This window comes from Paenibacillus sp. JCM 10914, from assembly GCF_001315105.1.
GTDB lineage: Bacteria > Bacillota > Bacilli > Paenibacillales > Paenibacillaceae > Paenibacillus_AQ.
In genome coordinates, this window is record NZ_BAZR01000038.1 from 1 (window position 1) to 25,765 (window position 25,765).

Consider the following 25,765-nt stretch of genomic DNA (forward strand, 5'->3'; position numbering starts at 1 on the left):
GTATTAGCCCAAAGGACGTTCCGCAATTAATCGCGCGGAACGTCCTTCTGAGTTATTAATATCTTTCTAGGATGAGTTGTGTCTTCAAGCCATCTTGAGGGAGCAGCCAGTCGTTCGTCTCCAATAGCGTCATCAATTCCGATCGCAGTTGGGAGGCAACCGCAACATCCTCCGTTTTAAAGGAGATTTCAATTAGATTCTCGGTACCTGTGCCCGCCGCGTTGCGGATCGGCCAGATTTCAAAGCTCATCTTCTGTCCATGCCATGACCCTTCGTAACGGTAGAAGGTAAGCGGTCCATAGATACGTGACTGTGCCAGCTTGTGTTGTCCCCAATCCGGAGCAGACCATTTCTTGAGCTTACCGGGCAGCTTGTCCAGCAGCAAAGCCAAGGACTCCTGCTCGGATGGCAGCTGTGTGCCGGATGTGGTTGTATTTACCTTCTTCGTGTTGGAGAAACTCAGTGTCTGCTTGCCGTAACCCCAATCAATTTCGGCTTCGTAGTTATCATCCGAAGCATCAAAGCCTTCCTGATTCGCCAAGTTTAAAGCAGCGTTAACGTCCCCATTCACAATAGGGTAACGCTTCTTATAGGTAAGCTCATAGTTATTTTTATCTTCTTTTTTGCGAAAACGAACGTTCCAGCCTTCCGCATCCAACTCCAGTAGATCCGTATCATAATAAGCAACCCCGATCGCTTGAGGCACAGCCGCGAGTCCAAAGGTTTGCAGCACTTCTTGTCGCACTCCGCCCCCGGATTGGAGCACCTTCTCGGGCTTGGCCAGGAATTTCACTTCATAAGAAGGCACGGCATTACCAGCAGCTGAAACATCGTTGGTCTGTAATTCACTTCCAAGCATCGCGAAGCCCACCATCAAAGACAACGTCAACTGTTTCCAACTTTTCAACACAATCACTCCCATATCCTGGATTATTGGTTCATAGCTTACTTTAAGCTTTGAATAATAAGTGACTGTTAACGCGAAGGAGCAACTGTATCAAATATCCATCGAAATATTGAATGTGTGTATATATTTTCTAGCACCCATTGAACTTGAACGATCACGTCACAAGGTTTTGTTCCAATCGATGGCCCGCCTCCCTCAGTACCTCCTGAAAACGATGAATCTGAACCGAAGGCAGCCGATCCTGGTTATGAACACAGTATATATTCCGGGATGCTCGATGACCGGGAATGGGCATTACGTGGAGTGTTCCCTGTTCCTGTTCTCGCTGTACGGCCATGCGTGAAATAAAGGAAACATGCTCTCCGAATAATACGAGTTGTTTGATGGCCTCTAGCGAATCAAGCTCCACCGGGCTTCGCATATGCAGTCCATGTTGTTCCAGCCACTGGTCGGTGAGTTGCCTTGTGCTGGATTCCGTGCCGTGTAGGGCAAAGGGAGAGCGTACAATCTGCTCGGGCGAAACAGAATCCATGATGGTCAAGGGATGATCAGGAGAACTGATCAGGCTTAAATCATCCTTGCACAAGGATTCAGCCCGCAGACTTGGATTCGTAAAAGGACCCGATGAGATGATCCCCAGATCAATTTGGTGGCGACTTAGCATATCCCGAATAACCGAGGACGGCTTGACCGACAAAGAAATCCGTATACCCGGAAACTCTCGTGAGAAGGTACTTAATATGCCTGGGAGCAGGTAGGTGGCCGGGACATAACTGGCTCCAATGTGCAGCGTTCCGCGATATAAGCTGTCGTATTCGCGGACAACGCGCTCGGACTCCTTCGCGAGTGCGTTTATTTTTACGGCATAATGTAGCAGTGCTTGCCCTGCTTCAGTGAGAAAAGTCTTGCCATTCCTCGATTCGAATAAGGGTACCTGCCATTCTTCCTCCAACGACTTCATATGAAAGCTAACCGTGGGCTGCTTGATCCCCAGTATGTCCGCTACGCTGGTCATATGATGGTGACGATCGATTAACTCTACGATTTGCAGCTTCATGAGATTCATGCAGGCATCTCTCCTCTGATATCCATATTTATAGTCTCTATATAGATTTAATCTATGAGTATCAACAGAATTCAAAGAAAAAGTTAATTCTACGTTTACATTCATCTAATACAACGCTTAAACGAAAGCCTTACAATGAAAATAGCTTAAGAGAGGACAGGCAGGAGGATCAAAAAGTGGAGATTGAAATCAGGGGAATTCACAAGTCATTTGAGGGTACACCCGCGTTGCTTCCTACCGATCTAACACTGCGTCACGGTCAATTCACGACCTTGCTCGGCCCATCCGGCTGTGGTAAAACCACACTGCTGCGTATGATTGCCGGGTTGGAGCAGCCGGATGGAGGCGATATCTATGCGGCAGATCGTTGTATATACTCCGCACGCCAAAGGCTTGACGTCCCGGCGCATAAGCGTAATTTCGGGATGGTATTCCAGGATTTTGCGCTATGGCCACATATGACGGTATATGAGAATGTCACCTTCGGATTAAAAGCAGCGAAGCATAAAGCGGATCTCAGGCAAAAGGTAACCGAGGCGCTGGCCATGGTCCGATTGCAGGGGTTGGAAGATCGGTATCCGCATCAGCTGTCTGGCGGGCAACAGCAGCGAGTGGCTTTTGCCAGAGCAGTAGCGATCCGCCCGGCGCTCGTACTATTCGATGAGCCGCTAAGTGCTCTGGACGCCGTCCTTCGGGAAGAAATGCGAATCGAGATGATGTCGCTCGTGAAGGATATGGGGCTGACTGCGCTCTATGTTACACACGATCAAGTCGAGGCGATGTCGATGTCGGATGAAATCGTGGTCATGCGAAAAGGGGAAGTCCTGCAACGTGGAACACCGGAGACGATCTACGAAGCTCCAACCCACCCGTTTGTGGCCTCGTTTATTGGCAAGTCCAACTGGCTGGAGTCGCAACAGGCGCTGGTCAGACCAGAGCATGTAGCCTGGAGTCGAACGAATGCGGACGATTTAAGTTACCAGGCGACCGTCGTCAGTGTCAGCTATATAGGGGAGCGGTATGAAATTAGACTGCAAGTGGATGGTATGGACCCATGGACTGCTTACCGGAATACAAGAATGGTCGTCGGAGAGCGAGTGAACTTGTACGTATCACCCCAATCGATCTGCAAGATGGATGAAGACACGCTACAGGATCTAAATCAACAGCAGATTAGAGCCAACGGTACACCTGCAGCTGCAGGCTAAAAGATGAAGAGGAGCTGGGAAGAAATGAAGGGTCTGAAATTAGCGAAAAAAAGTGCGGTACTCGTATTAACGTCGGTCATGAGCTTGAGTTTGTTCGGATGTGGCAGCACTCCAGGTGACCCCGCTACAGCAGCACCGGACAGCGGTCAATCGGCCGCAGGGGGAACAGCACCGGTGAGTGGTAAGCTTGTACTCTATAGTGCAGGTCCTCAGAAGCTTGCGGATAATATCCTCAGCGGCTTTGAGGCAAAGACCGGCGTCAAGGTGGAGATGTTCCAGGGCACGACAGGCAAGATCCTTGCACGGATGGAGGCCGAGAAATCCAATCCCGTTGCAGACGTAGTGATCCTGGCCTCGCTTCCGTCTGCACAAGCGCTGAAAGCTGACGGACTGACATTACCTTATCCGGAAGCCGTCAACGCGGATAAGCTGAATCCGGATTGGTCTGATACCGAAGGCAACTATTTCAGTACAAGCGCGTCTGCACTCGGTATTGTCTACAATACGAATCTGGTGTCAGCACCGCCGCAAAGCTGGACTGATCTGGGTCTGCCCCAGTGGAAGGACGCGGTCAACATCCCCGATCCAACGTTATCAGGTTCTGCGCTTGATTTCATCACCGGGTATCTGAGCGTGAAGGGGGATGCAGGTTGGGAACTGTTCGAGAGCTATAAAGCGAACGGTACCGCGATGGCAGGAGCCAACCAGGAAGCGCTAGACCCTGTAATTACGGGGGCAAAGAGTCTGGTAGCTGCGGGTGTAGATTATATGGCTTATTCGGCCAAAGCGAAGGGCGAACCGCTCGACATTGTGTATCCGGAAGAAGGAACGGTGGTGAGCCCGAGACCGGCTGTTATTTTGAAATCCAGCCCGAACGTGGATAATGCAAAGGCGTTTATCGACTATTTACTGTCTGACGAGGCGCAGAAACTCGTAGCGGATGCCTACTTGATCCCAGGTCGTGAGGATGTTGAAGCGGAAGGACGAACGAATCTGAAGGATATTCCGCTGTTCCAGGTGGATTGGGCCTGGATGAACGACCATGGCGATGAGACGGCTGCCCGTTTTTCCGAAGTATTCAAATAAGCCGCATAACAAGCAAACAGAGGAAGTTAAGGTGAGGTGAACAGCAGTGAGACCTGTCATCATGGACAGTCAGCGAATCATTCGAAGAGTGGGCGTGATTCTCGCCCTTTTTCTTCTGATCATCAGTATCGGCGTACCCTTGCTGCTTATCTTCTGGCAAAGTATATACGATGGACAACGCTTGGATTGGGTGGCACCGCTACGAACGATAGCAGGGCATGAACTCTCCGGGATATTGCTCCAGACCATCTGGCTCGGGGTTTGCGTGGTGGCAGGATCGACATTGCTGGCGCTGCCGCTGGCATGGATGATGGCAAAGACGCGGCTCGGGAAGCATCGGTGGGTGGATGTGATTGTGATGATTCCGTTCATGACCCCGCCGTATATCGGCTCCATGGGCTGGATACTGTTTATGCAAAAGGGTGGGTATCTACAGCAATGGCTGCCGGGTGCCGCCGGTTGGAGCGAGTCGTTCTTCAGCTTCGGTGGCATGGTACTCATTATGAGCCTGCATCTGTTCCCGTTCTTGTATCTGTTGCTGCGAGATGCCTTGATTCGTATTGGCGGCAATCTGGAGGAAGCCGGTGCCGTGCACGGCGCGAGTGCCGGATATCGGTTCAGGAAGATTATCATGCCTCTGCTGTTATCTTCTTACGGCATGGGCGCGATGCTGGTGTTCGTCAAAACCATTGCCGAATTCGGCACACCGGCTACGTTTGGGCGCAAGATCGGCTATTACGTCATGACCTCGGAAATCCACAAATATATATCCAGCTGGCCGATTGATTTCGGAAAAGCTACGTCACTCGCATCGATTCTGCTGTCCGTGTGTCTGGTCATGTGGTATATGCAGTCCACGGTTAGCCGGAGGTTCACCTATCGACTTGTCGGTGGCAAAGGCCAGCGTTCCAAACGATACTCGCTGCGAGGCAGTAAAGGGGCGATCTGCGCTCTATATATTGGATTGTTGTTGGTTTTGTCCGTCGGCATACCGTACTTCTCTGTCATCGCGGCATCCTTGATGAAACTTCGCGGAGCTGGATTGTCGATGGATAATCTAACGCTCGAACACTATAAGGAGCTGCTCTCTTGGGGGTCCGTCAGCCTGAAGGCGCTCGGGAACAGCATCGGCTTAGCATTGGCAGCTTCTACGGTAGCCGTTGTGCTGGGAACCTTTTTTGCCCTGACGATCGGCAAGTCGCAAGGTCGCATGCAGCGGGTCGTGGATCTGCTCAGCTTGATGCCCAATACGGTACCCGGGATCGTCATGGTGGTCGGGCTGATCCTGCTCTGGAATGCGCCGTGGATGCCGGTCACGCTCTACAATACATACGGCATGGTTGTACTCACGTATGTGGTACTATTCCTGCCGTACACCGTGCAATATGTAAAAGCCAGCTTTACGCAGATTGATAGTACGTTGTTCCAGGCAGGTCAGGTCTTCGGAGGCGGTCCCCTCCTTATCCTGAGGCGTATCCTGCTGCCGCTGGTTATGCCGGGCATGCTGGCAGGCTGGATCATGACGTTTACGATAGCATCGCGCGAACTGGTGGGATCGCTGCTTATCCTGCCCCCTTCGATGCAGACATCGGCTACGTATATCTTCGCTCAATTCGAACAGGGACAGGTATCACTCGGCATGGCGATGGCAGTGGTCTCCGTCGGAATGACGATCCTGTTGTTACTGGTAATCGAAGCTATGAATTCTAATAGAAAGTGGAATGCATCATGATGAAACTGACGGTGTGGGGCGGAGCTGGCGAGCATGGTCGCTCCGCCTACCTACTGAGTGGAGAACGGGTATCGCTGCTGCTGGATTGTGGCGTGAAAAAGGGAGGAGCCGATCCGTATCCGCGAATCCAGCCGGATCAGGTCCGGCAATTGGATGCGGTACTGTTATCGCATGCCCACGAGGATCATTCGGTGGCCATTCCGCTCCTGTACAAGTCGGGTTATCGCGGAGAGGTATGGACGACCCGTGAGACGGCCGCACAGTGCAGGTCATATTTCGCCTCGTGGCGGGAGCAAACGGAGCGGATGAACATAAACCTTCCATACGGAATGAAGGATCAGGAGGCCATTCGCTACCGATACTTGGAGGAGACAGCCCCAAGACTAACGTGGTTTGAGCTGCTTCCTGGTGTGGAGGCGATGTGGGGGCGGAGCGGGCATATGCTGGGTTCTGTCTGGTTCTTAGTACGGACGGAAGGGAAGCGGGTGTTTTATTCAGGTGATTATACATCGGAATCGTTGCTGCTCGCCGATGATCGGCCCGCTCTGTCAGATAAACCATCTTCCGCGATGGATCTGGCGATTATAGATGCGGCTTACGGGACCGATGTTACTTCTCAGGCTGACCAGCTGAAGCATTTGGAGCAGACGATTGATAGTACTCTGCAAAGTGGCGGGAAAATATTATTGCCGGTTCCCGCAGTCGGTCGAGGACAAGAAATGATGTTATGGGCCTCCCGACGATGGGGGAATGTCCCGATCGTGGTTGAGGCCCCGCTCATGGAAGGGATGAAACAGCTGCTTAGCCGCTCGGAATGGCTTCGTAGTACTGCGAATTGCGAGCAGACGGTAAGAGATCAGCCAGGGCTCGCACTGAGAGCTAACAAATGGATCATACCCGGTAACGATACGGAGCGCGAAGCACTGCTCCATCAGTATGAGGCCTCGTTATGGATGGTGACGGATGGCATGATGCAGTCGCGGCTTGCACAGTGGTACTATCGCCGATTGGCGGAAGATCCGCGAAATTTAATTCTGCTCACGGGTCATATGGCAAAGGGAACCTTCGGACATCGTCTCTTGCAGCAGCCTTCCTTATTCGGTCATTGTTCCGTGTTGAAAGTCAGATATAAGGTTCATCAAGGAATGAAGGATGTTCTCCAGATGCTCGCCTGCGTTCCGGCGAAGCATGTCGTTCTTGTTCACGCAGACAGAACGGAGACGGATCGGCTTCGCGATCTGCTGTTGAAGGAACTGAAGGATGAACGCAGCCGTATATATTCGATATCGGCCGGTGAGGAAGTGCATTTTTGAAACGTAAAGTTTTATGAGGCAATCCATGAAATCAAACCTTTATCGTTATCCACGATAAAGGTTTTCTTGGCGTAGGAAGGCTGTGTTTCGATGCATATGAAGTTGGTGAAGGGTTAATCAGGATAACTTATAAATAAATTAGTACCAAGTCTTAATACTAGGTGGTATAATGGAGGTAAACATGGAGGTGTGAAGGATGAGCCAATCCAAATCAAGAATAACAGCATTCGGAACTTACGTTCCCGAACGTATTCTAACCAATGCGGATTTAGAGAAGCTGGTGGAGACCAGCGATGAATGGATCGTTCAACGGACAGGCATGAAGGAACGCCGGATTGCTGCTCCGGATCAATACGTATCAGACTTGGCGATTCAAGCGTGGAGGATATGGTGCGTCGGTACGGCGTTACCGTTCAGGATGTCGATATGATTCTTGTGGCTACCAGCACGCCGGAGTATGCCTTCCCGAGCACGGCTTCCCGAGTCCAGTCGAAGTTTAAGATCGTCAGCACGGGGGCACTTGATCTGAATGCAGCATGTGCAGGCTTTGTGTATGCGCTTCAGTTGGCGGACGGATTGTTGTGCAGCGGCGCTTACCGTAAGGTACTCGTTATCGGAGCCGAAACTTTATCCAAGATTACCGATTACACCGACCGGACGACATGCGTATTGTTCGGCGATGGCGCTGGTGCGATATTGCTGGAGCGAGATGAGGAATCACCCGGCGTACTCGCTTCCATCTCGGGCACTTTTGGCGAGGGCGGCATTCATCTCTACAAAACAGCCCTCTCAGAACAAATGGATGGTACGGATCTTAAGAGTGGGTGTCTTGTTCAGAACGGTCGTGAAATTTATAAATGGGCTATTCGGAACATCCCGGAGGGCGTCAGGACTTTATTATCCAAGGCAAACATGAATGCTGAGGAGGTAGAATGGTTTGTACCGCACAGTGCCAATCTGCGCATGATTGAGGGGATTAACGAGCGGGGACCGTTTACGATGGATCGCACGTTAACGAGTGTCGAGTACCGTGGTAATACATCGGCTGCCTCCATTCCGCTTGCACTTCAGCTAGCGGTGGATGAGGGGCGACTACAGGCAGGAGACCACGTGCTGCTGTATGGATTCGGCGGAGGAATGACCTATGCCGGTTCCATCGTGAGATGGACGATCTAATATGATATATACGAACCGCTATCGCATTCGATAGCGGTTTTTTTTGTGCGCCATGATGATTGGATATAGGGCTGTAATCGTAATAAATTCAACCTCAATTCGAACGTTTACCTCCTCAAAATCGAGCGGAACTTTGATTAGACTTAAGAAGAAAATTACGCATTGCGAAAGAGGGGTAGAAGAATGAAAGGGTTCAAATCTTGGAGTATGTTGCTTATGAGCATCATCATGGTGTTCTCATTAGCCGCATGCAGCGGCGGAAGTGGGAACGGCAGCGGCAATACGGGTACGAATACCGAGGCACCAGGGGGAAGCAGCGGCGGCAATGATGAGACCGGGAAGACCAATGAAGAACAAGCGCCTGCTGAGAAAGTCGAATTGACGTTCTGGTCGCTTGGTACGACCAACTATGAAGAACTCGCCAAGGAATATACGCAAGCGCATCCGAACATCACGTTCAAGTTCCAGAATACGTCGGACCAAACGGCCCATCATAACAACTTGACGACGGCGCTATCCGCTAATTCAGGCGCACCGGATATTTTTCAGCTCGAGATCGCGTTCATGGAGCGCTTCATTAACAATCCAGACAAATTCTACAACCTGTATGACCTAGGTGCAAAGGAGCTTGAGGGCAACTATCTGGAATGGAAGTGGAAGCAAGCCACCTCGGTAGATGGTTCGTTCCAACTGGGACTCCCGACTGACATCGGCCCAACCGTTGTCTACTATCGCACGGATCTGGCGGAGCAGGCCGGTTTGCCGACCGACCCGGACGGGTTCAGTGCGGCGATCGATTCCTGGGATAAATTCGCGAGCGTTGCCAAAGACTTCACGAGCAAGACCGGCAAGCCTTTCGCCGATCTGACAGACTTGGTGTATAACGGCCTCCGTGATCAGTCCGCGGATCAGATTTATTTCAGCAAAGAAGATGGCTCCTTCATTGGAGATTCGAACCCGGAAGTGAGAAAAGCGTACGACTACACGGTGAAAGGCATTCAGGAGGGATGGATCGGCAACTGGATTCTGTGGTCCCCTGAATGGCAGAAAGCGATTAATGATGGAGACTTTGGCGTGATGCTCGGCCCAGCTTGGATTGCCGGTACGATCCGCAATGCCAAGGACACCGCAGGTAAATGGCAGATTGCTCAGCTTCCTGAAGGAGCGGGTAACTGGGGCGGTTCGTTCCTGACGCTGCCGAAGGAAGGCAAGCATTCGAAGGAAGCTTATGAATTCATCACGTGGGTACTGAATAAAGACAATCAGTTGAAATCATTTAAGGACAGCGGTTTGTTCCCTTCCATTCCTGCGGTGTACAGCGAGCCTTCGTTCACCGAGGATAAGGATGAATTCTTCAGCGGCCAGGTCATTTCCGAAGCGTATGCCAAATCGGCCGAACGCATCAAGCCGGTCTACTACGGACCGCTGCATGACCAGACCGATACGATCATTAAGAACGCGCTCAAGAACGTGTTGGAGAAAAAGGCCGATCCGCAAAAAGAATGGGATAGCGCGATGAAACAAATCAAGACGCTGGTCGATCGCAGCTAAGACAGAGCAAATCTTTTTCACCAAGTAACTGACTCATATATCAAAACATCGGTCCGAATTCGAGCCGGGATGAGACGCTCCCGCTTGGATTCGGATTTATCCTTACCTATCTGGAGGTGCATTCATGGCAGACACAGCTACGGCAGCGTCATCACATCCCGAGCCGCAACGGCGGCGCTTCTTGACGGAGACGGTGCGAAGCCGATTTACCGCCTATACGTTCATATCGCCATTCTTCATCTTGTTCTCGATCTTCGGTCTGTATCCGATCCTGTTTACCGTCTATCTATCTTTCTTCAAATGGGACGCGCTCGGGCCAATGAAATACGTCGGGTTCAAGAACTATGAATTGATTACGAGTGATCCGACGTTCTGGATCGCGTTCAGCAACACCCTCATCATGGCTTTAATGGGAACCGTGCCGCAGCTAATTGTGGCATTGTTTGTTGCGGTTATGCTCAATTCGGCCTTGAACAAATTCAAGAACACATTCCGCATCCTGTATTTCATGCCGAATATCACTTCGATTGTGGCCGTGACGCTCGTCTTCAGTACGATGTTCGGTAACAACGGCATGGTCAACTGGATGCTGAACACCTTCGGAGCCGAGAGCGTCCCGTTCAATTCGGGCTGGTGGGGAGTCAAAATCGCGATATCGTCCATGGTGATGTGGCGATGGATGGGGTATAACGCGATTATCTTTCTGTCGGGGCTGCAGAGCATCCCGACCGATATATATGAAGCCGCCAAAATCGACGGCGCGACCCGGGGCCAGCAACTGCGCTATATTACACTGCCGCTGCTTCGACCTTTTATTCTGTTTGTTACGTTGGTATCAACGATCGGTGCGCTCCAGTTGTTTACAGAGCCGTATGTGTTCCTTGGGCAGTCCGGCACAGGCTCCACTCGTCAGGAAGGGGTCACGATGGTGACTTATCTGTACAACGAAGCGTTTAAGAACGGGTTCTTCGGCACGGCTGCCGCAACGGCGGTGCTCTTGTTTATCGCGACCATTCTGTTCTCAGTGCTTAACATGATGATGGGTCGTGAAGGAAGAGAGACAGGAGGTAATAAAGCATGAGCACCGCTGTCATAAGCCGTAAAAAACCGGATGAGCCGGGTATTGTCGCGAAGTTCTTTTTCTATATATTGATGATCCTAGGTGCGCTTGTATCCATCTTCCCGTTCTACTGGATGTTTGTCGTAGCCACCAATGACAAGGATGCCGCCTTTCACATCCCGCCGCTGCTGACGCCGGGAACGCAGTTTCTGGATAATTTCTCGCGCGTGTTGGAGCGCACGGATTTCTTCAGGGCATTGCTGAACTCGGTCGTGGTGTCTACAGCCGTCACGGTGTCCGTGGTGTTTCTCTGTACACTGGCGGGTTATGCCTTTGCCAAATATGAGTTCCCTATGAAAAAGACGCTGTTCGTCTTTGTCATAGCCACGATGCTCGTGCCTGTGCAGCTCGGTGTGCTCCCGCAATACGTCATCATGGCTAAGCTGCAATGGATTGACAGCTACAAAGCGCTTATCGTTCCCGCGATGGTTAATGCCTTCGGTATTTTCTGGATGAGGCAGTACATCGCCTCGGCTGTGCATACCGAGTTGATCGAAGCGGGGCGGATCGATGGCGGCGGACATTTCCGGATTTTCTGGAATATCGCCATTCCCGTGGTGACCCCGGCGATGGCTACGCTCGGCATTCTGAATTTCATGAACGTGTGGAACGACTTCTTCTGGCCGCTCGTCGTGCTGAAGAACCGGGAGAACTACACGATTCAGATCGCCTTGCAGCAGTTGTTCACGAATAAAGACGGGCTCGACTTCGGGATGATCATGTCGGCCACGTTCACGGCTACGCTGCCGCTTCTGATCGTGTTTCTGTTGTTCAGTCGCTGGGTGATTGCGGGACTTACGTCAGGTGCGATAAAAAGTTAGTGAACAGTGACGCAAAACCACACAGGAATGAAGCCTGACATGAAGAATAGTAGTCATAGCGAGAGTTAGGGGGAGGTTATTCATCGATGAGACTCCGCCGAAAAATATGGGTGGCTATTATTCTTCTTGTATTCATACCCGTCACCGCGCTTGGCGGCGTATCGTATTACAGTTTCTCTACGGCAATGGAGAAGAAGTCCAATGATTTCTATTGGATATCGTTACTGGAGACGGACCGAAAGCTGAAGTTTGCCTTGAACGAAATCACCACCATATCCGGATCTGCTATCACCCAGCAATCTGTACAGCAAATGCTGAAACAGCCGGATTACCTGGTAACTTACGATCGGCGGCAGGAGATCAACAATCTGATCAATCATCCGATGATTGCTTCTTTTGCCTTCTATTCAAACAACGGATTGGTATATCAGACGAACGAAGGCCTGGACGATGCAGAATTAAGGCAGCAAGAATGGTATGAAGACGTCGTCAAGGCCGAAGGGCGTCCCCTGTGGGTGGGACCAGTCGAGAATGGTTCAGTGGCATCCGGTTCGCCGATGCTGATTCAAGCGAGAATGATCAAGGATTATTATTCGCTGGAGGATATTGGCACGATTGTCATGTATGTTAAACCGGACATTCTGGATCAGGTGTTCTGGGAAGCGGTTACTCTTCAGCAAGGGGATATTCTGCTCGTCAATCAACGCGGTCAGATCGTGTTCAGCAAATCGGGTGGCCATATCGGAGAGCAGACGGATTTTCCATTTCTCTCGGAGGGGGATACGAATGGAAGGGGGTATTACGTAGACACGTATTTGGAGGAGAAATCACTCATTACCTACCTGCCTTCTCATAATGAGGAATGGTTCCTGGTCGCGATTACGCCTAGCAAGCTAATCTCCGCCGAATCGGATTCGATTCGTAATCTGGCCTTGATTCTGGGACTCGTATCGCTGGTTTCGGCATTTCTGTTCGACCGCTTCTTCGTCCGTCGGATGGTGCGAAGCATCATTAGCGCAGTCAACGGAATGAAGCGCGTGAAGCATGGCAGCTTCGTTCCTATTCCGGCTCAGCCCATTGCCGACGACGAGACGGACCTCTTAATCGACGGCTTTAACCGAATGAGCACGCAGATACAGGAACTGATCGTGCAGGTGGAGACGGAGCAGGCGAGGAAGAAGGAAGCGGAGCTTCAGGCTTTGGTTGCCCAGATCAACCCGCATTTTATATACAATTCATTGGAGTCCATTAATTCGATGGCGGTACTGCAGGGCAATAAGGATATCAGCAAAATGGTTGTGTCCTTAGGAAAGCTGCTGCGGATCAGCATCAGCGAACACCATGAATTGATTCCACTCAGCATGGAGCTGGAGCATGTGCGGCATTATATGCGGATTCAGAAATTCCGCTTCGAAGAGAAGTTTGATTACGAGATCGATCTACCCGATCCGCTCAGGCACTATGTGACGCAGAAGCTGATCGTTCAACCTATTGTGGAGAACGCGCTGTATCATGGAATCGAGCCGATGGAGGAGAACGGTTATATCTCGATTAGGGTAATGGAGGAACACGGTGATATCATACTGGACGTGAAGGATAACGGTCCCGGCTTTGACCCGGTCACGTTAAGCGAATGGTGGAACAAAGACCAAGGGCAGCTGAAGAAGTACCGCGAGAACGGTGTTGGGCTTAAAAATGTGCATGAACGATTGAGAATACGATTTGGCAGCCGCTACGGTTTAATGATCTGTTCGTCCCCCGGCTTCGGTTCTTTGGTCAGAATCCGTATTCCGAAGATACTGACATGAGGGGGCGTCTCGGTATGAGATGGTTTTGGAATTGGGGTTGGATTGGGGTGTACGGGGCGATCCTGATTCTCGCGCTTCTCTGGGCTACACTGCAGCATCAAGGCTCAGTCGAATCGGAGCAGCCTGATAAAGTGACGATCACGTTTCGCCACTTCTGGAACAAGGAGCATGACAAGCCGGTGCTCGGGATATTCGAGAATATCGTCCGTTCCTATGAGCAAGCCCATCCGAACGTTAAGGTGAACTTCGAGAGCATCGATCAGACGATTCATCGCGAGCAGAAGCTGAAGAGCGAGATGGTCACGGGGACGCCGCCGGACATGTTCGTATTGTTCGGAGGAGCGGAGATTCTGCCCTATGCTCGCTCGAATCGGCTAATGGATCTGACGGATTGGCTGGAAGACCAGGGGCTAAGGGAACAGTTCAAAGACCTGCAGCACTGGACGTTTGATCAACGGATATACGGTTTGCCGTTCGAAGGTCATGCCGAGCCGATCTACTACAACCGGGTTATTTTTCAGCGGCTCGGTATAGAGCCGCCCAAGACACTGGCTGAACTGAACGACGTCATTTCCGTGCTCCGGGCCGAGGATATCATTCCGTTCGCCCTCGGGAACGAGGATCGCTGGCCGGCCGGGATATTCGCCCACTATGTGATGGATCGTTATGCGGGACCGTCTTTAATCGATCAACTGGTTGAGGGACAGCAGCACGTGAGTTTTGAGGATGAAGCGTACCTGCTGGCGTTGGAACAATTGGAGAAGTGGATCGATGAAGGGGCGTTCAGTCCGGCGGCCAATCACTTGTCAACCGAGGAAGCGATCACTCAGTTCACCCAGGGTGAGGCGGCCATGTATCTTAATGGCAGCTGGGACATTACGTTGTTACGTAACGACAGCCAACCCGATTTCCCGTTCGACGTCGGTGTTATGCCGTTTCCGGCTCTGCACGAAGCAGATGAACGTTCCTTAGCCGGGGGTTATACGATCGGAATCGGATTGTCCGCCGATCTTGATGAGGCGAAGAAGCAGGCGGCACTCGAGCTGCTGTCGATGTTCTACACGCCTGCAGTACAAACGCAGCTCGTATACGAAGGGCTGCGCGTTCCGTCGATGGATATTGATTATGATGCGAACCAGACCGGGCCGGTCTTCGCCCAGATGACCGAGCTGATGGAGCAAGCGCCAAGCACCTTCGTGCCGTACGACAACAAACTGTCGCCGGAAGTAAACACCGCCTATCTGAAAGTGATCGAAGAGATGATCGGCGGACGGATGAAGGCGAAGGCGGCGCTGGCGCACATCCAGCAGTCATCGGTGAAGTATTGGCAACTCAGGCGAAATGCAGGGGAAGAATAAAGATAGGCAGGAGGTGGCGTATGGGAGGGGCGGATGGAAGGTATCGAGTCATCCTGGTCGATGATGAACCGATGATATTGCGCAGCCTCAGAGCAGCGATTCCTTGGGATGAGCTAAATCTTGAGGTTGTTGGTGAAGCAAAGAGCGGTGACGGGGCATTGCGGCTGGCCCGCGAGGTATCTCCGCATCTGATCGTCAGTGATATCCGCATGCCCGGTATGGATGGAATCACCTTGCTGAAAGAACTGAAGGCGGACCAGGAGCGACGATTGATTGTTTTTATAAGCGGCTACGGTGAATTTGAATATGCCAGGGAAGCGCTGCGAGAAGGGGCCTTCGACTATCTGTTAAAGCCGATTGATCATGAGGAGTTAACGGAGACGATCTCCCGGGCGGTCAAAATAATCGACCAGCAGACGGCTGACGATCAAATGCTGCATTCCGTCAAGATGTTGTCCTTGTTGGCACGCGAACGGATGCTCACCGAGTTCATTGAAGGGAATCGCAGTCCGCTGCAGCATATGCAATGGCTTGAGGATAGCGAGCTTGAGCATGGTTACATCATGGCTGTCGTGCAGCTCGATCATTATCTGCGACTCAATGAACAGTGGAGTCTGGATGAGAAGCGACTGTGGCTGTTTGCCGTGCGTAATGTGCTGGAAGAATGGTGCGTTCTTCATGGGGGACTGACGGTGTTTCCGTTTCGAAGCGGGGAGTGGGTGCTGTTGTTCCCAAACTTGAATGATGAGCGCCAAGTGGAAATTGGCCGAGATCTCGTCGATTTGATTAAACGGAATACGAAACTGTCTTGCTCGGTTGGATTTAGTGCCAACGTGAAGGGAATTGATCAGCTTGGAGGTGCGTATGAGCTGGCTGTGCATGCGCTTTACCAGCGGTTTTATTCCGGTGAAGAGGGGGTATATACCGGAAGCGCAATCACCGATATCCCTGCTGAAATTTCAAGCGAGGCCAAATATCCGAAGCATCTGGAAATCAAGATCGTGGAGAGTGTGCGCACGCTGCACAAAGAGCGGTTGCTGGAGCTTTTTGACCAGACTAAAGCTTACATCGAAGAGCACGGTTACAACAGGGATATGACGCAGCGTCTGCTGGTGGAATTGAGCGTGGTCGTGTACCGTCAATTCGAGCACATGCAGGTGCTGTTCGAATGGTCCCTGGAGGAGTTGCTGCAAGAGCTGTATACATCGGATACGCTGCAACAATTGATGGATGCGGTGAAGAACAGGTTCAGCCAATGGATGACCGAGAGCCGCATGGCTCAATCCAAGGCGAACGTTCGCACGGTCATGGGCAAAGCGAAGGAATATATTGAAGACAACTACCAGAAGGATCTGACTATCGAAGAAGTATCCGAGCTGGCTGATCTGAGCATCAGCCATTTCTGCACGTTGTTTAAAAGTACGACCGGATATACGTTTTTGGAGTATCTCACCGAGTGCAGAATTAAGAAAGCCAAGAGCATTCTGCTGAACTCGGATGTGAAGGTGTACCAGGTTGCACCGCTGGTGGGGTATCAGGACCCGCGTTATTTCACGCAAGTGTTCAAGAAAATAACAGGTCAGACACCTTCCGAATTCAGAGAAGCCGTGAGTCATACTTAACTTAATATTAATATATTGAATATCTTAATATTAAGACTTGACCTTTCATTCCAAGAGAACTACACTTAGGATATAACAGAAGGGGGTTGTCAAAATGGAATTTAAGGGCATTCATCACGTTTCGGCTTTGACGGCCGCGGCCGCCAATAATTTTGATTTCTATACGAAGATTCTCGGTATGAGACTGGTGAAGAAGACGGTCAACCAAGACGATGTTTCGGTCTATCATCTGTTTTATGGGGACGAACGAGGGAACCCGGGGACGGAACTGACGTTCTTCGAAATACCGATGGCTGGTCGCACGCGGGAAGGCAATAACAGTATCTCGGCGACGTCGCTGCGCGTGCCCAGCGACCGGGCGCTGGACTACTGGGTGGAGCGACTGGATAAATTCCATGTTGAGCGGGAAGAAATCATAGAGAGAGCCGGCCGTAAGACTTTATGGTTCCGGGATTATGAAGGACAGCGCATTATTCTTGTATCCGATGAGGATAATGAGGGGGTTGCTGCCGGTGTTCCATGGCGGAAAGGTCCGATACCTGCGGAGTATGCGATCACCGGACTTGGCCCGGTTCAACTGACGGTCCCTCGTGCAGATCGAACCGTTTCGGTATTAACCGATCTGATGGGGTTCCGTCAGAAAGGCCAATATCCTTCGTCTGTAGCAGGCCAGCCGGATATCCTGGTGTTGGAGACGGGAGAAGGCGGCAGCGGTGCCGAAGTGCATGTGGAGGAACGCCATGATTTGCCGCAGGAGCGTCTTGGACGCGGCGGTGTGCATCATGTTGCATTTCGCGTGGAGGACGAGCAGGAACTCAAGGCATGGATCGAGCAGATCGATGCGGCAGGCTTCTCGAACTCCGGCTTCGTGGACCGCTACTATTTCCGATCATTGTATTTCAGAGAGCCGAACGGCATCTTGTTCGAAGTAGCGACGGACGGACCGGGTTTTGATACCGATGAGCACCTGGACCATCTGGGTGAATCGCTCGCCTTGCCGCCGTTCCTGGAGCCAAAGCGTGAGCAGATTGAGGCGAAACTCAGACCGCTCGATACCACTCCGTAATGATCCAGGGGATCTATTCATATAGTCGGGCGATAGCTTGCGCCGCATGAGCAACACGCTTTCGAAGCTCTTGCGGCGAGCTCACCTCTATCTCCGCTCCACAGCTCAGAATGAAATCGGCGGCGGAGTCCAGCGTGTTGAATTCTAGATCCGCGCTTATGCGGCCATCATCGCACGTTTCCTGATCCCTGCGGATGATTTGCACAAATCGTTCCCGTTCGAACCGCTTCATCAGCGTGAGCGTCATCTTCACTTGCGCCTGGTATTTAGGGAGGTTCTGCATGAATCGTATTAAGGACTCTTCCCAATATTGCGACAGGTTGAAATAGGCTGGACGGGAGAATGTTTCCTCGGATGCGACAACTTCGACAATCCTGGATACACGATACGTTCTCAGTTCCCCGCCAGATTCAGCAACCAGATACCATGTGCTGCGTTTGGCAACGAGGCCGAGCGGGCAGACGGTCCGCTCGACCTGCTCTGTTTCCTTGCGATAAATAATGTGCAGCTTGCGATCAACCCACAAAGCATCTTGAAGGACAGATAGATATGGGTGTGACTCCTTATAGGAATGCCAGCCTGCGCCATCGATATGAATTTTCTCCCGGATCATCTCGGCGTCCTGCCGAACGGAACGTGGAGAGGATGCCAGCAGTTTCTGGTACGCGGTGTCAAATTGCTTGCCTATTCCAAGGTCTCCGCTGAGCGGATTGTGACTGGATACGAGCAGGGAGATCAGTTCTTCATGCTTCATGCCCGTCAAATTCGTACGGTAATTCTCCTCTAGCACCCATCCGCCAAGAGAGCCTCGTTCTGCATAGATAGGTATGCCTGCTGAACTTAAGCTCTCCATATCCCGAATGATGGTCCGCTCCGATACCTCCAGTTGTTCTGCTAAATATCGCCGTCGTCTGTTTCCCGCCGTTCTGCAGCATTAACAGGATCGACAATAAACGATCCGCCCGCATGCGTGGTCACCTCCTCTTTTATGTTCGTTATCAAAGATATTGTAACACGGATATACGACAACAGATGTCATATATGACTGATACGATAAGGTTGTAGCCAATTAGATATGGAGGTACGATAATGAACGCAAATACGCCACTACAAGGCAAGGTTGCAGTTGTTGCAGGTTCTACCCGGGGAGCGGGCCGTGCGATTGCGGTTGCGCTCGGCGCTGCCGGGGCGACGGTATATTGCACGGGACGCAGCACCCGCAGACAAGCATCCGATCTTCAGCGGAGCGAAACGATTGAAGATACGGCGGATATGGTGACGGAACGCGGTGGAATTGGAATTGCCGTGCAGTGCGATCATACCTCGGAAGCTCAAGTCAAGGCGTTATTCCAGCAGGTACGGGAAGAACAGGATGGACGGCTGGACATTCTCGTGAATGACATCTGGGGCGGAGAAGGGTTAACGCATTGGAACGTTCCGTTCTGGAAGCAGCCTCTATCCGATGGCCTTCTGATGCAGCAGCGCGCGGTCTCTACTCATATGATTACGAGTCATTATGGGGTACCGCTCATGGCCGAACGAGGTCAGGGTTTGATTATCGAGGTAACCGATGGTGCCAGTTACCGTTACCGCGGGAATCTGTATTATAGTCTGGCCAAAATATCCAACATCCATCTCGCGGAAGCATGGCGGCCGAGCTGTCCTCATACAACATCACGGCGTTGTCCGTAACCCCAGGCTTTCTCCGATCCGAGCAGATGCTGGATCATTTCGGCGTAACGGAAGAGAATTGGCAGGATGCAGTGCAGCAGGAACCACATTTCATCGCATCCGAGACTCCATATTTCGTAGGACAGGCGGTTGCGGCTTTAGCTGCAGATCCCAATGTGGCTGATAAGAGCGGCAAAGCGCTGACCAGTTGGGATTTATCGGATGAATACGGCTTCAGCGATATCGATGGATGCAGGCCGCATTGGGGCAGGTATGCCCGTAAGCAGGGAATCCCTGTCGCTTGATACAGCACAACAAAACAGGGTGCCTTAAAGCCTAACGGCTTAAGGGCACCCTGTTTATCATGTGATGATCGTTCGAGCTGTCGCTTGGTTAAGAGCGGCGACCGCGTCTCATTGAACCCATGATCAGGCTGACAATAAAGACGAGGACCACGGCACCGATCAGAGCCGGTACGATGAAGAATCCGCCCATTTCCGGTCCCCAAGCGCCAAGCAGAAGCCCGCCGAGCCAAGCGCCAACGAAACCAGCAATGACGTTACCAATAATGCCTCCCGGGATATCCCTTCCCATAATCAAGCCAGCGATCCAACCAATGATACCACCAACGATTAATGACCAGAGAAAACTCATGTTTATCACCTCGTATAAGTTATAGTTGTTTGTGCCTTACTATTAACCAAAGAGGAGACTTTTAAACCGAATGATCTGTTCATAGAAAATATCATTTATTTCCAATCCATATTTGACGATTGATTTTTGATATTTACTTTGAATTTGAATTATGCTTGAACTAACGCTATGTTTTTGAAGATGAAGGAGTGGGTATTTAAGTCATGGTTAAAAAATGGACAGAGACATATACGGTACAATCAGTGGATGCGGACTTTCAGGGAAACTGCAGATGGTCTGCACTACTGAGTATTCTGCAGAGGGCAGCCGACCGGCATGTGGAGGCGCTTGGAATCAGTCGCGATGAGATGATCCACCAAGGGATGGGATGGATGCTCATTACGCTCGGACTTGATATGAAGCGCATCCCCCGCGATATGGAAACCATGGATGTGGAGACCTGGAGTAAAGGTGCCAAAGGGGCGCTATGGCACAGAGATTACCGAATCACGAACTCGGACGGCGAATTATTGGGCGAGGCCAGGTCGGTATGGGCTTTGGTGGATATTCAGAAGCGGAAAATCTTGCGTCCTTCGATGTTTCCGTATGAAGTGCCAGTTGTTCATGAGGCTGTGGGCGAAGCCCTTCATAAGACCGTGCTGCCTGAAGGGGTACAGCTCACAGAAGCCTATTCACACTTAGTCCGCTATAGTGGAATCGATCCGAACGGACATTTAAATAATGCGCGGTATGCCGATTTATGCTTTGATGCACTGGATGAAGCGGAGCTTCAGGAAGGAAGAGTTAAAGGCTTCCGAATTACCTATCACCATGAGGCAAGACTGAGAGACAACATGGTCATTAAGCGTTCTGTTTCTGAGAACAACACCGTTTATATCCTGGGGACATCGCCTGAAGGGACAAACTTTTTTGAAGCGGCCATCGTTAGGGAACCATAAACATTCAGGCTGTTATTTCCATGTGAATCAAGCGGTCTGACGTTTGTTGGAGGGAGAGAAGGATGTATAGAATCATGGTTGTTGAGGACGATCCCAAGCTGGCGGAATTGCTTCAATCGCATATCGCAAGGTATGGCAACGAGGGGGTTATGGTCCAGGATTTTGATCGAGTGATGGAGCGGTTTCACGAGACGAAACCACATGTCGTTCTGCTGGATGTCAATCTGCCCAGCTTCGACGGTTATTACTGGTGCCGCCAGATCAGGTCTGTGTCGACCTGTCCCATTATATTCATCTCCGCTCGGAGCGGAACGCCAGATCAATTAAGAGCGCTGGAGAATGGCGCTGACGATTATATAACCAAGCCGTTTGCTTACGACATCGTGATAGCCAAGATTCATAGTCAACTGCGCCGTGTTTATGGGGATTATGCGACGGCCTCCGGTGAACGTACGGTGGAACAGGACGGACTTGTTCTGTACCCTGAACGGATGGAACTGTGTCTGGATAATCACACCCTGATCCTGACCAAGAAAGAATCCATCCTGCTGGAAACCCTGCTGAGCCGATCTCCGCGCCTGGTTACCCGTGAGACGATACTGGAGAAGCTGTGGGACGATACCTTCGTTGATGATAATACGCTGAGCGTTAATATTAACCGCGTGCGGAAGCGGTTGGCCGAGCTTGGTATCGAGGGTGCGCTTGAAACCGTCCGGGGTTCCGGCTACCGGCTTCATGCCGTATGGAAGAGTCAGGGATGAAGAAATTATTCTGGCGTGAACATTTGCCGCTTATTCTGTTTATGGCCTCCGCATTACTTGTTGTTCTCCTCGTTTTTTGGTATGACGGTTACGATCATCCGGTTACTGCCGCCTATGCGGTATTTCTAGGTCTAACGATTCTTGCAGGGTACCTGGCGTTTCGTTACTTCACGCACCGGGATTTCTATGATAGATTGTCCAAGCCCATCACCTCCCTAGAGGAATCCATCAAGCACAATGAGTCTGCGCCACTGCCAGCGGCATTGAGTGGATTGATGGAAGAGCAGTACAGACAATACCGTAATGTGATGGAGGAATGGGATCGAAGGCGTAAGGAGCATCTGATCTTCATGAACCAATGGGTTCACCAGATGAAGACGCCGCTGTCGGTCATCGAGATGATCACGCAGGAGGATGACAACGACTCGTATAAGAGCATATCGGAGGAATCGGACCGGATCCGGCGCGGATTGGATATGGTGCTGTATATGTCCAGATTGGAGACTTTCGAGCAGGATTTTAGCGTCATGCCCGTAGGTCTTCATCAAGCTGTTGTAGATGCCGTACACGAGAACAAACGCTATTTCATTCATAGCCATGTGTACCCCGAGGTGAGAATTGAAACGGATCTGATTGTTCAGACAGATGCGAAATGGTTACGGTTTGTTCTGCTGCAACTGATCTCCAACAGCATTAAATATTCTGCAGGTTCCGGACTTAAGGTAACGATAACGGCATACCGATCGGATAATCATCGGGAAGTGCTGCTGGAGGTTATCGATCGTGGAATCGGGATTCCTACTGCGGATTTGAAGAGGGTATTCGATCCGTTCTACACGGGTGAGAACGGTCGGAAGCTGAAGGAGTCGACAGGAATGGGATTGTATCTCGTACAGGAAGTGATCCGCAAGATGAACCATCGGATCGAATTGGAATCGGAACCGGGACAGGGTACGACGGTCCGGTTGGTGTTCGCGCTGTAATATAGCTTATTTAAGAAGAACCTTATGATGGGGTGGATTCATGACAGCCACTTGCAGTTAAGGTTCTTTCTTTATATGCGAGTACGTCTAAAGCTTACATCGATGTAAGATTGGTGAAAGAGTGATCGATAGGAGAACGGGCTGTGCATGCTATAAACTGACCTTACAAGAAACATGAAAAGAGAAAGCGAGGTTACATCATGGAAATCTTAAGTGTACGTAATTTGGGGAAGGTCTATAAAGCAGCGGTGTCTCACGAAGCGCTATCCAATATAAACTTGAGTATCAACGAAGGGGAATTCGTGGGCATCATGGGACCATCGGGAAGCGGCAAAACGACGCTGCTTAACATGATATCCACCATCGACCGTCCAACGTCCGGTGAAATCCATATCGGTGGGGAGGATCCTTTCGGACTATCCCAGGATCGTCTGGCGATGTTCCGTCGCCGAGAGCTTGGCTTTGTCTTTCAGTCGTTCAACCTATTGAATACATTGACGGTGAAGGAGAATATACTGTTGCCGCTTGCTCTGGACGGAGTCGATCTGGACGAGATGAATCACCGAGTTAAGGAGCTGGGCGAGAAGCTTGGCATTACCTCGATTCTGAACAAACGAACCTATGAAATATCAGGTGGACAGTCCCAGCGAACAGCGGTTGCAAGAGCCTTAATACATGCTCCGAAGCTGGTACTGGCCGATGAGCCGACAGGCAATCTCGATTCGAAGTCAGCGCGGGATGTCATGGAAATGATGGAACGCCGGAACAAGGAGGACCAGGCAACGATGCTTCTGGTCACTCATGATCCAGTGGCAGCCAGTTACTGTAACCGGGTAATCTTCATCAAAGACGGCCAGCTGTATAACGAAATAACTTACGGAGACAGCCGGTCCGATTTCTACCAGAAAATTATCAACATGTTATCGCTGCTTGGGGGGTCAGGACATGAATTTTCGCCAGTTCGCCATTAACAATGTCCTGCGCAGCAAGCGTACGTATATTGCGCACTTTCTAAGCAGCGCTTTCTCAGTGATGATCTTCTTCACTTATGGACTGCTTGCGTTTCATCCGCAAATAAAAGACGGCATTGTATCTTCAAGCGGCACCTTGAGCATGCTGGGCACCATGGGCATGACGGTATCGCAATATATCGTATTCATTTTCTCTTTCTTCTTCCTGCTATATTCAGTGGGAGCTTTCATCAAGGTGCGAAAGAAAGAATTCGGCATACTGCTCACGCTAGGGATGTCGCGCAAACAGCTCAACCGGATGTTGTTCATCGAGAATATCTTAATCGGTGCTGCGGCGATTATCGCCGGGATCGGTATCGGTATGCTCTTCTCGAAGCTGATTCTGCTTATCAGTGCCAAGCTATTGGCGGTAGATCACGGGTTGCCGTTTTATTTTCCGCTGAAGGCACTTCTAATAACGGCAGTAGCTTATGCGGTGCTGTTCCTTTTCGTTGCGTTGTTCTCATCCGTGATGCTGCGCAAGGGTACACTGCTCTCGCTTGTCAAAGCGGAAGACAGTCCGAAACCGCAGCCGAAAGCTTCACCTGGGCTTGCAGCTTTGGCCGTGGTTCTGATCGTCTCGGGATATGGTATGGTGATGGTCTTCGCTGTTCTGCAAATTTTCAGTTTGCTGTTATTGTTTGGCGGTGTCGTGCTCGTCATTATCGGTACTTACTTTTTGTTTACGCAATTCAGCGTGTTCTTCATGCGATATCTCCAGAAGAAGGAGCGCTTCTTTTTCCGGAAAACAAATTTGTTGACGATATCCGAGCTAATATACCGGGTAAAGGATAATGCGGTGATGTTCTTTCTGGTCTCAATTATATCGGCTTCAGCGTTTACGGGAATTGGAACGACGCTGGCGATCGGGGACCCCGGCTTATCGGCCATGGAGAATCCGTATGCCTTTACGTATGCCCCTTATGAAGAGGAAGGAAAGGACAGCGAGAAACTGCTGGACGTGTTCAGGGAAGAATTAGGGAAGGCGGGATTCAATTACAAAGAGGCGTCCGTGACCCCGATCTATTCAGATAATGGCTTCAAGTTGATTAAATTGAGTGATTACAACAGCCTGATCCAGTCACTTGGCTATCCGCTGGAGACGCTAGCCGAGACGGACGGAATTCTAACGCCGGGAACTGTAACTCAGAAGAACAGTTACCGGATCGACGGTACGGAGACCGATCAGATCGAGATAATACATGGAGACGTCGCCTTAGGTATTAAGGTAATCAAAGCAGAGACCTTTATAGCCGTACCGGAAGCCTACGGAGATACGCTTGTCGTTTCTGATGGTGTGTATGACGAAGTGATGAGTGAGCAAGAGGACAATTATGGGTACCCTACGTTCAATACGTTTTTTGTCGAGAACTGGAGAGAGACGGGTGACGTATCCAGAACCATTATGGACAGAATCAGCGAGAAGGAAGAGTACAGCTACTATATAAAATCTTTGTATCTCGATTGGAAAAGCGCTCAGCAGCATAACGGCATTTTACTTATGGTCAGCGGACTTGTAGGAATTGTGTTCTTTACCTTTGCGGCAAGCTTTATCTATTTCCGGTTGTACGCGGATCTGGCAAGGGATGAGCAACAGTACCGCATGATCGCGAAGGTGGGACTAAGTAAAAAAGAACTAGGTCTGATTGTGACCAGGCAGCTCGTGGTGATGTTCTTTCTGCCGATGCTGATGGCTGTAATCCATAGTGCTGTGTCGTTTGTGGCATTGCAGCAGTTGGTCGATTTCTCGATTGTGGGTCACAGCTTAAGAATATTTCTCTTTTTCCTGAGCGTTCAGATCCTATATTTCTTGATCACCCGCTGGCGTTATCTGGACCGGCTGTACAAGATCATTCAGTAATAGGAAATGCGGAAGAAGATCAACGCTATATCACTTGCAGCGTCATGTGCTTA

The 25,765-nt window shown here is 50.8% G+C and carries 19 protein-coding genes and 3 pseudogenes; 18 read left to right on the top strand and 4 right to left on the bottom strand.

Features of this window, described 5'->3' with window-relative positions:
* Positions 1-55 precede the first annotated feature (55 nt).
* Together JCM10914_RS25195 and JCM10914_RS25200 are read right to left on the bottom strand one after the other, a co-directional pair.
* Entirely contained in the window at positions 56-910 is an 855-nt protein-coding gene (locus tag JCM10914_RS25195; RefSeq protein ID WP_370570281.1) for a hypothetical protein, read from the bottom strand.
* 151 nt (positions 911-1,061) lie between these two features.
* Complete coding sequence (locus JCM10914_RS25200; RefSeq protein WP_023966260.1) at positions 1,062-1,973, bottom strand: LysR family transcriptional regulator; 912 nt, start codon at positions 1,971-1,973, stop codon at positions 1,062-1,064.
* 176 nt (positions 1,974-2,149) lie between these two features.
* Here JCM10914_RS25200 and JCM10914_RS25205 point away from each other — a divergent pair, with 176 nt between their 5' ends.
* The 12 genes and pseudogenes from JCM10914_RS25205 (at position 2,150) to JCM10914_RS25260 (ending at position 17,834) form a co-directional block, all read left to right on the top strand.
* On the top strand, positions 2,150-3,181 hold the full coding sequence (locus JCM10914_RS25205; protein WP_023966262.1) for an ABC transporter ATP-binding protein: 1,032 nt from the start codon (positions 2,150-2,152) through the stop codon (positions 3,179-3,181).
* Between the two features lie 24 nt (positions 3,182-3,205).
* Positions 3,206-4,267, top strand: coding sequence for an ABC transporter substrate-binding protein (locus JCM10914_RS25210; protein WP_023966264.1), 1,062 nt, complete (start codon positions 3,206-3,208; stop codon positions 4,265-4,267).
* A 61-nt stretch (positions 4,268-4,328) separates the two neighbouring features.
* Positions 4,329-5,999, top strand: coding sequence for an iron ABC transporter permease (locus JCM10914_RS25215; protein ID WP_036720080.1), 1,671 nt, complete (start codon positions 4,329-4,331; stop codon positions 5,997-5,999).
* Positions 5,996-7,312 (top strand): MBL fold metallo-hydrolase, encoded by a 1,317-nt coding sequence (locus JCM10914_RS25220; RefSeq protein WP_023966268.1) that lies wholly within the window; start codon positions 5,996-5,998, stop codon positions 7,310-7,312. The genes JCM10914_RS25215 and JCM10914_RS25220 overlap by 4 nt, the downstream gene beginning before the upstream one ends.
* Positions 7,313-7,508: 196 nt before the next feature.
* A pseudogene (locus JCM10914_RS25225) lies at positions 7,509-8,488 on the top strand (ketoacyl-ACP synthase III).
* Between the two features lie 183 nt (positions 8,489-8,671).
* On the top strand, positions 8,672-10,039 hold the full coding sequence (locus JCM10914_RS25230) for an extracellular solute-binding protein (protein ID WP_036720083.1): 1,368 nt from the start codon (positions 8,672-8,674) through the stop codon (positions 10,037-10,039).
* Between the two features lie 124 nt (positions 10,040-10,163).
* Positions 10,164-11,120 (top strand): carbohydrate ABC transporter permease, encoded by a 957-nt coding sequence (locus JCM10914_RS25235; RefSeq protein ID WP_023966276.1) that lies wholly within the window; start codon positions 10,164-10,166, stop codon positions 11,118-11,120.
* A complete protein-coding gene (locus tag JCM10914_RS25240) occupies positions 11,117-11,980 on the top strand; it encodes a carbohydrate ABC transporter permease (RefSeq protein ID WP_023966278.1) in 864 nt (287 codons plus the stop codon). The genes JCM10914_RS25235 and JCM10914_RS25240 overlap by 4 nt, the downstream gene beginning before the upstream one ends.
* Before the next feature lie 86 nt (positions 11,981-12,066).
* Positions 12,067-13,788, top strand: a complete 1,722-nt coding sequence (locus JCM10914_RS25245; protein WP_023966281.1) for a sensor histidine kinase — start codon at positions 12,067-12,069, stop codon at positions 13,786-13,788.
* A 14-nt stretch (positions 13,789-13,802) separates the two neighbouring features.
* Positions 13,803-15,146 carry an ABC transporter substrate-binding protein gene (locus JCM10914_RS25250; RefSeq protein WP_023966284.1) on the top strand — a complete coding sequence of 448 codons (1,344 nt, stop codon included), beginning with the start codon at positions 13,803-13,805 and terminating at the stop codon, positions 15,144-15,146.
* A gap of 20 nt (positions 15,147-15,166) precedes the next feature.
* Positions 15,167-16,768 carry a response regulator gene (locus tag JCM10914_RS25255; RefSeq protein WP_023966286.1) on the top strand — a complete coding sequence of 534 codons (1,602 nt, stop codon included), beginning with the start codon at positions 15,167-15,169 and terminating at the stop codon, positions 16,766-16,768.
* Between the two features lie 94 nt (positions 16,769-16,862).
* The gene (locus JCM10914_RS25260) at positions 16,863-17,834 is read left to right on the top strand and encodes a ring-cleaving dioxygenase (RefSeq protein ID WP_023966287.1); all 972 of its coding nucleotides are present in this window, start codon (positions 16,863-16,865) and stop codon (positions 17,832-17,834) included.
* Between the two features lie 13 nt (positions 17,835-17,847).
* On the opposite strand, the pseudogene JCM10914_RS25265 reads toward JCM10914_RS25260, so the two are convergent.
* Positions 17,848-18,802, bottom strand: a pseudogene (locus JCM10914_RS25265) (helix-turn-helix transcriptional regulator).
* Between the two features lie 121 nt (positions 18,803-18,923).
* Between JCM10914_RS25265 and JCM10914_RS25270 the strand changes: the two are divergent.
* Positions 18,924-19,810, top strand: a pseudogene (locus JCM10914_RS25270) (SDR family oxidoreductase).
* Positions 19,811-19,898: 88 nt separating this feature from the next.
* Here the strand turns inward: JCM10914_RS25270 and JCM10914_RS25275 are convergent.
* Positions 19,899-20,159, bottom strand: a complete 261-nt coding sequence (locus JCM10914_RS25275) for a GlsB/YeaQ/YmgE family stress response membrane protein (protein ID WP_023966297.1) — start codon at positions 20,157-20,159, stop codon at positions 19,899-19,901.
* Positions 20,160-20,362: 203 nt separating this feature from the next.
* Here JCM10914_RS25275 and JCM10914_RS25280 point away from each other — a divergent pair, with 203 nt between their 5' ends.
* The 5 genes from JCM10914_RS25280 (at position 20,363) to JCM10914_RS25300 (ending at position 25,712) form a co-directional block, all read left to right on the top strand.
* The gene (locus JCM10914_RS25280; RefSeq protein ID WP_036720088.1) at positions 20,363-21,097 is read left to right on the top strand and encodes an acyl-[acyl-carrier-protein] thioesterase; all 735 of its coding nucleotides are present in this window, start codon (positions 20,363-20,365) and stop codon (positions 21,095-21,097) included.
* Positions 21,098-21,159: 62 nt separating this feature from the next.
* A complete protein-coding gene (locus tag JCM10914_RS25285) occupies positions 21,160-21,858 on the top strand; it encodes a response regulator transcription factor (protein WP_023966301.1) in 699 nt (232 codons plus the stop codon).
* Positions 21,855-22,841, top strand: coding sequence for a HAMP domain-containing sensor histidine kinase (locus JCM10914_RS25290; protein ID WP_023966303.1), 987 nt, complete (start codon positions 21,855-21,857; stop codon positions 22,839-22,841). The genes JCM10914_RS25285 and JCM10914_RS25290 overlap by 4 nt, the downstream gene beginning before the upstream one ends.
* A gap of 200 nt (positions 22,842-23,041) precedes the next feature.
* A complete protein-coding gene (locus JCM10914_RS25295) occupies positions 23,042-23,812 on the top strand; it encodes an ABC transporter ATP-binding protein (RefSeq protein ID WP_023966305.1) in 771 nt (256 codons plus the stop codon).
* Complete coding sequence (locus tag JCM10914_RS25300; RefSeq protein ID WP_023966307.1) at positions 23,787-25,712, top strand: ABC transporter permease; 1,926 nt, start codon at positions 23,787-23,789, stop codon at positions 25,710-25,712. The genes JCM10914_RS25295 and JCM10914_RS25300 overlap by 26 nt, the downstream gene beginning before the upstream one ends.
* The last annotated feature ends 53 nt before the right edge of the window (positions 25,713-25,765 follow it).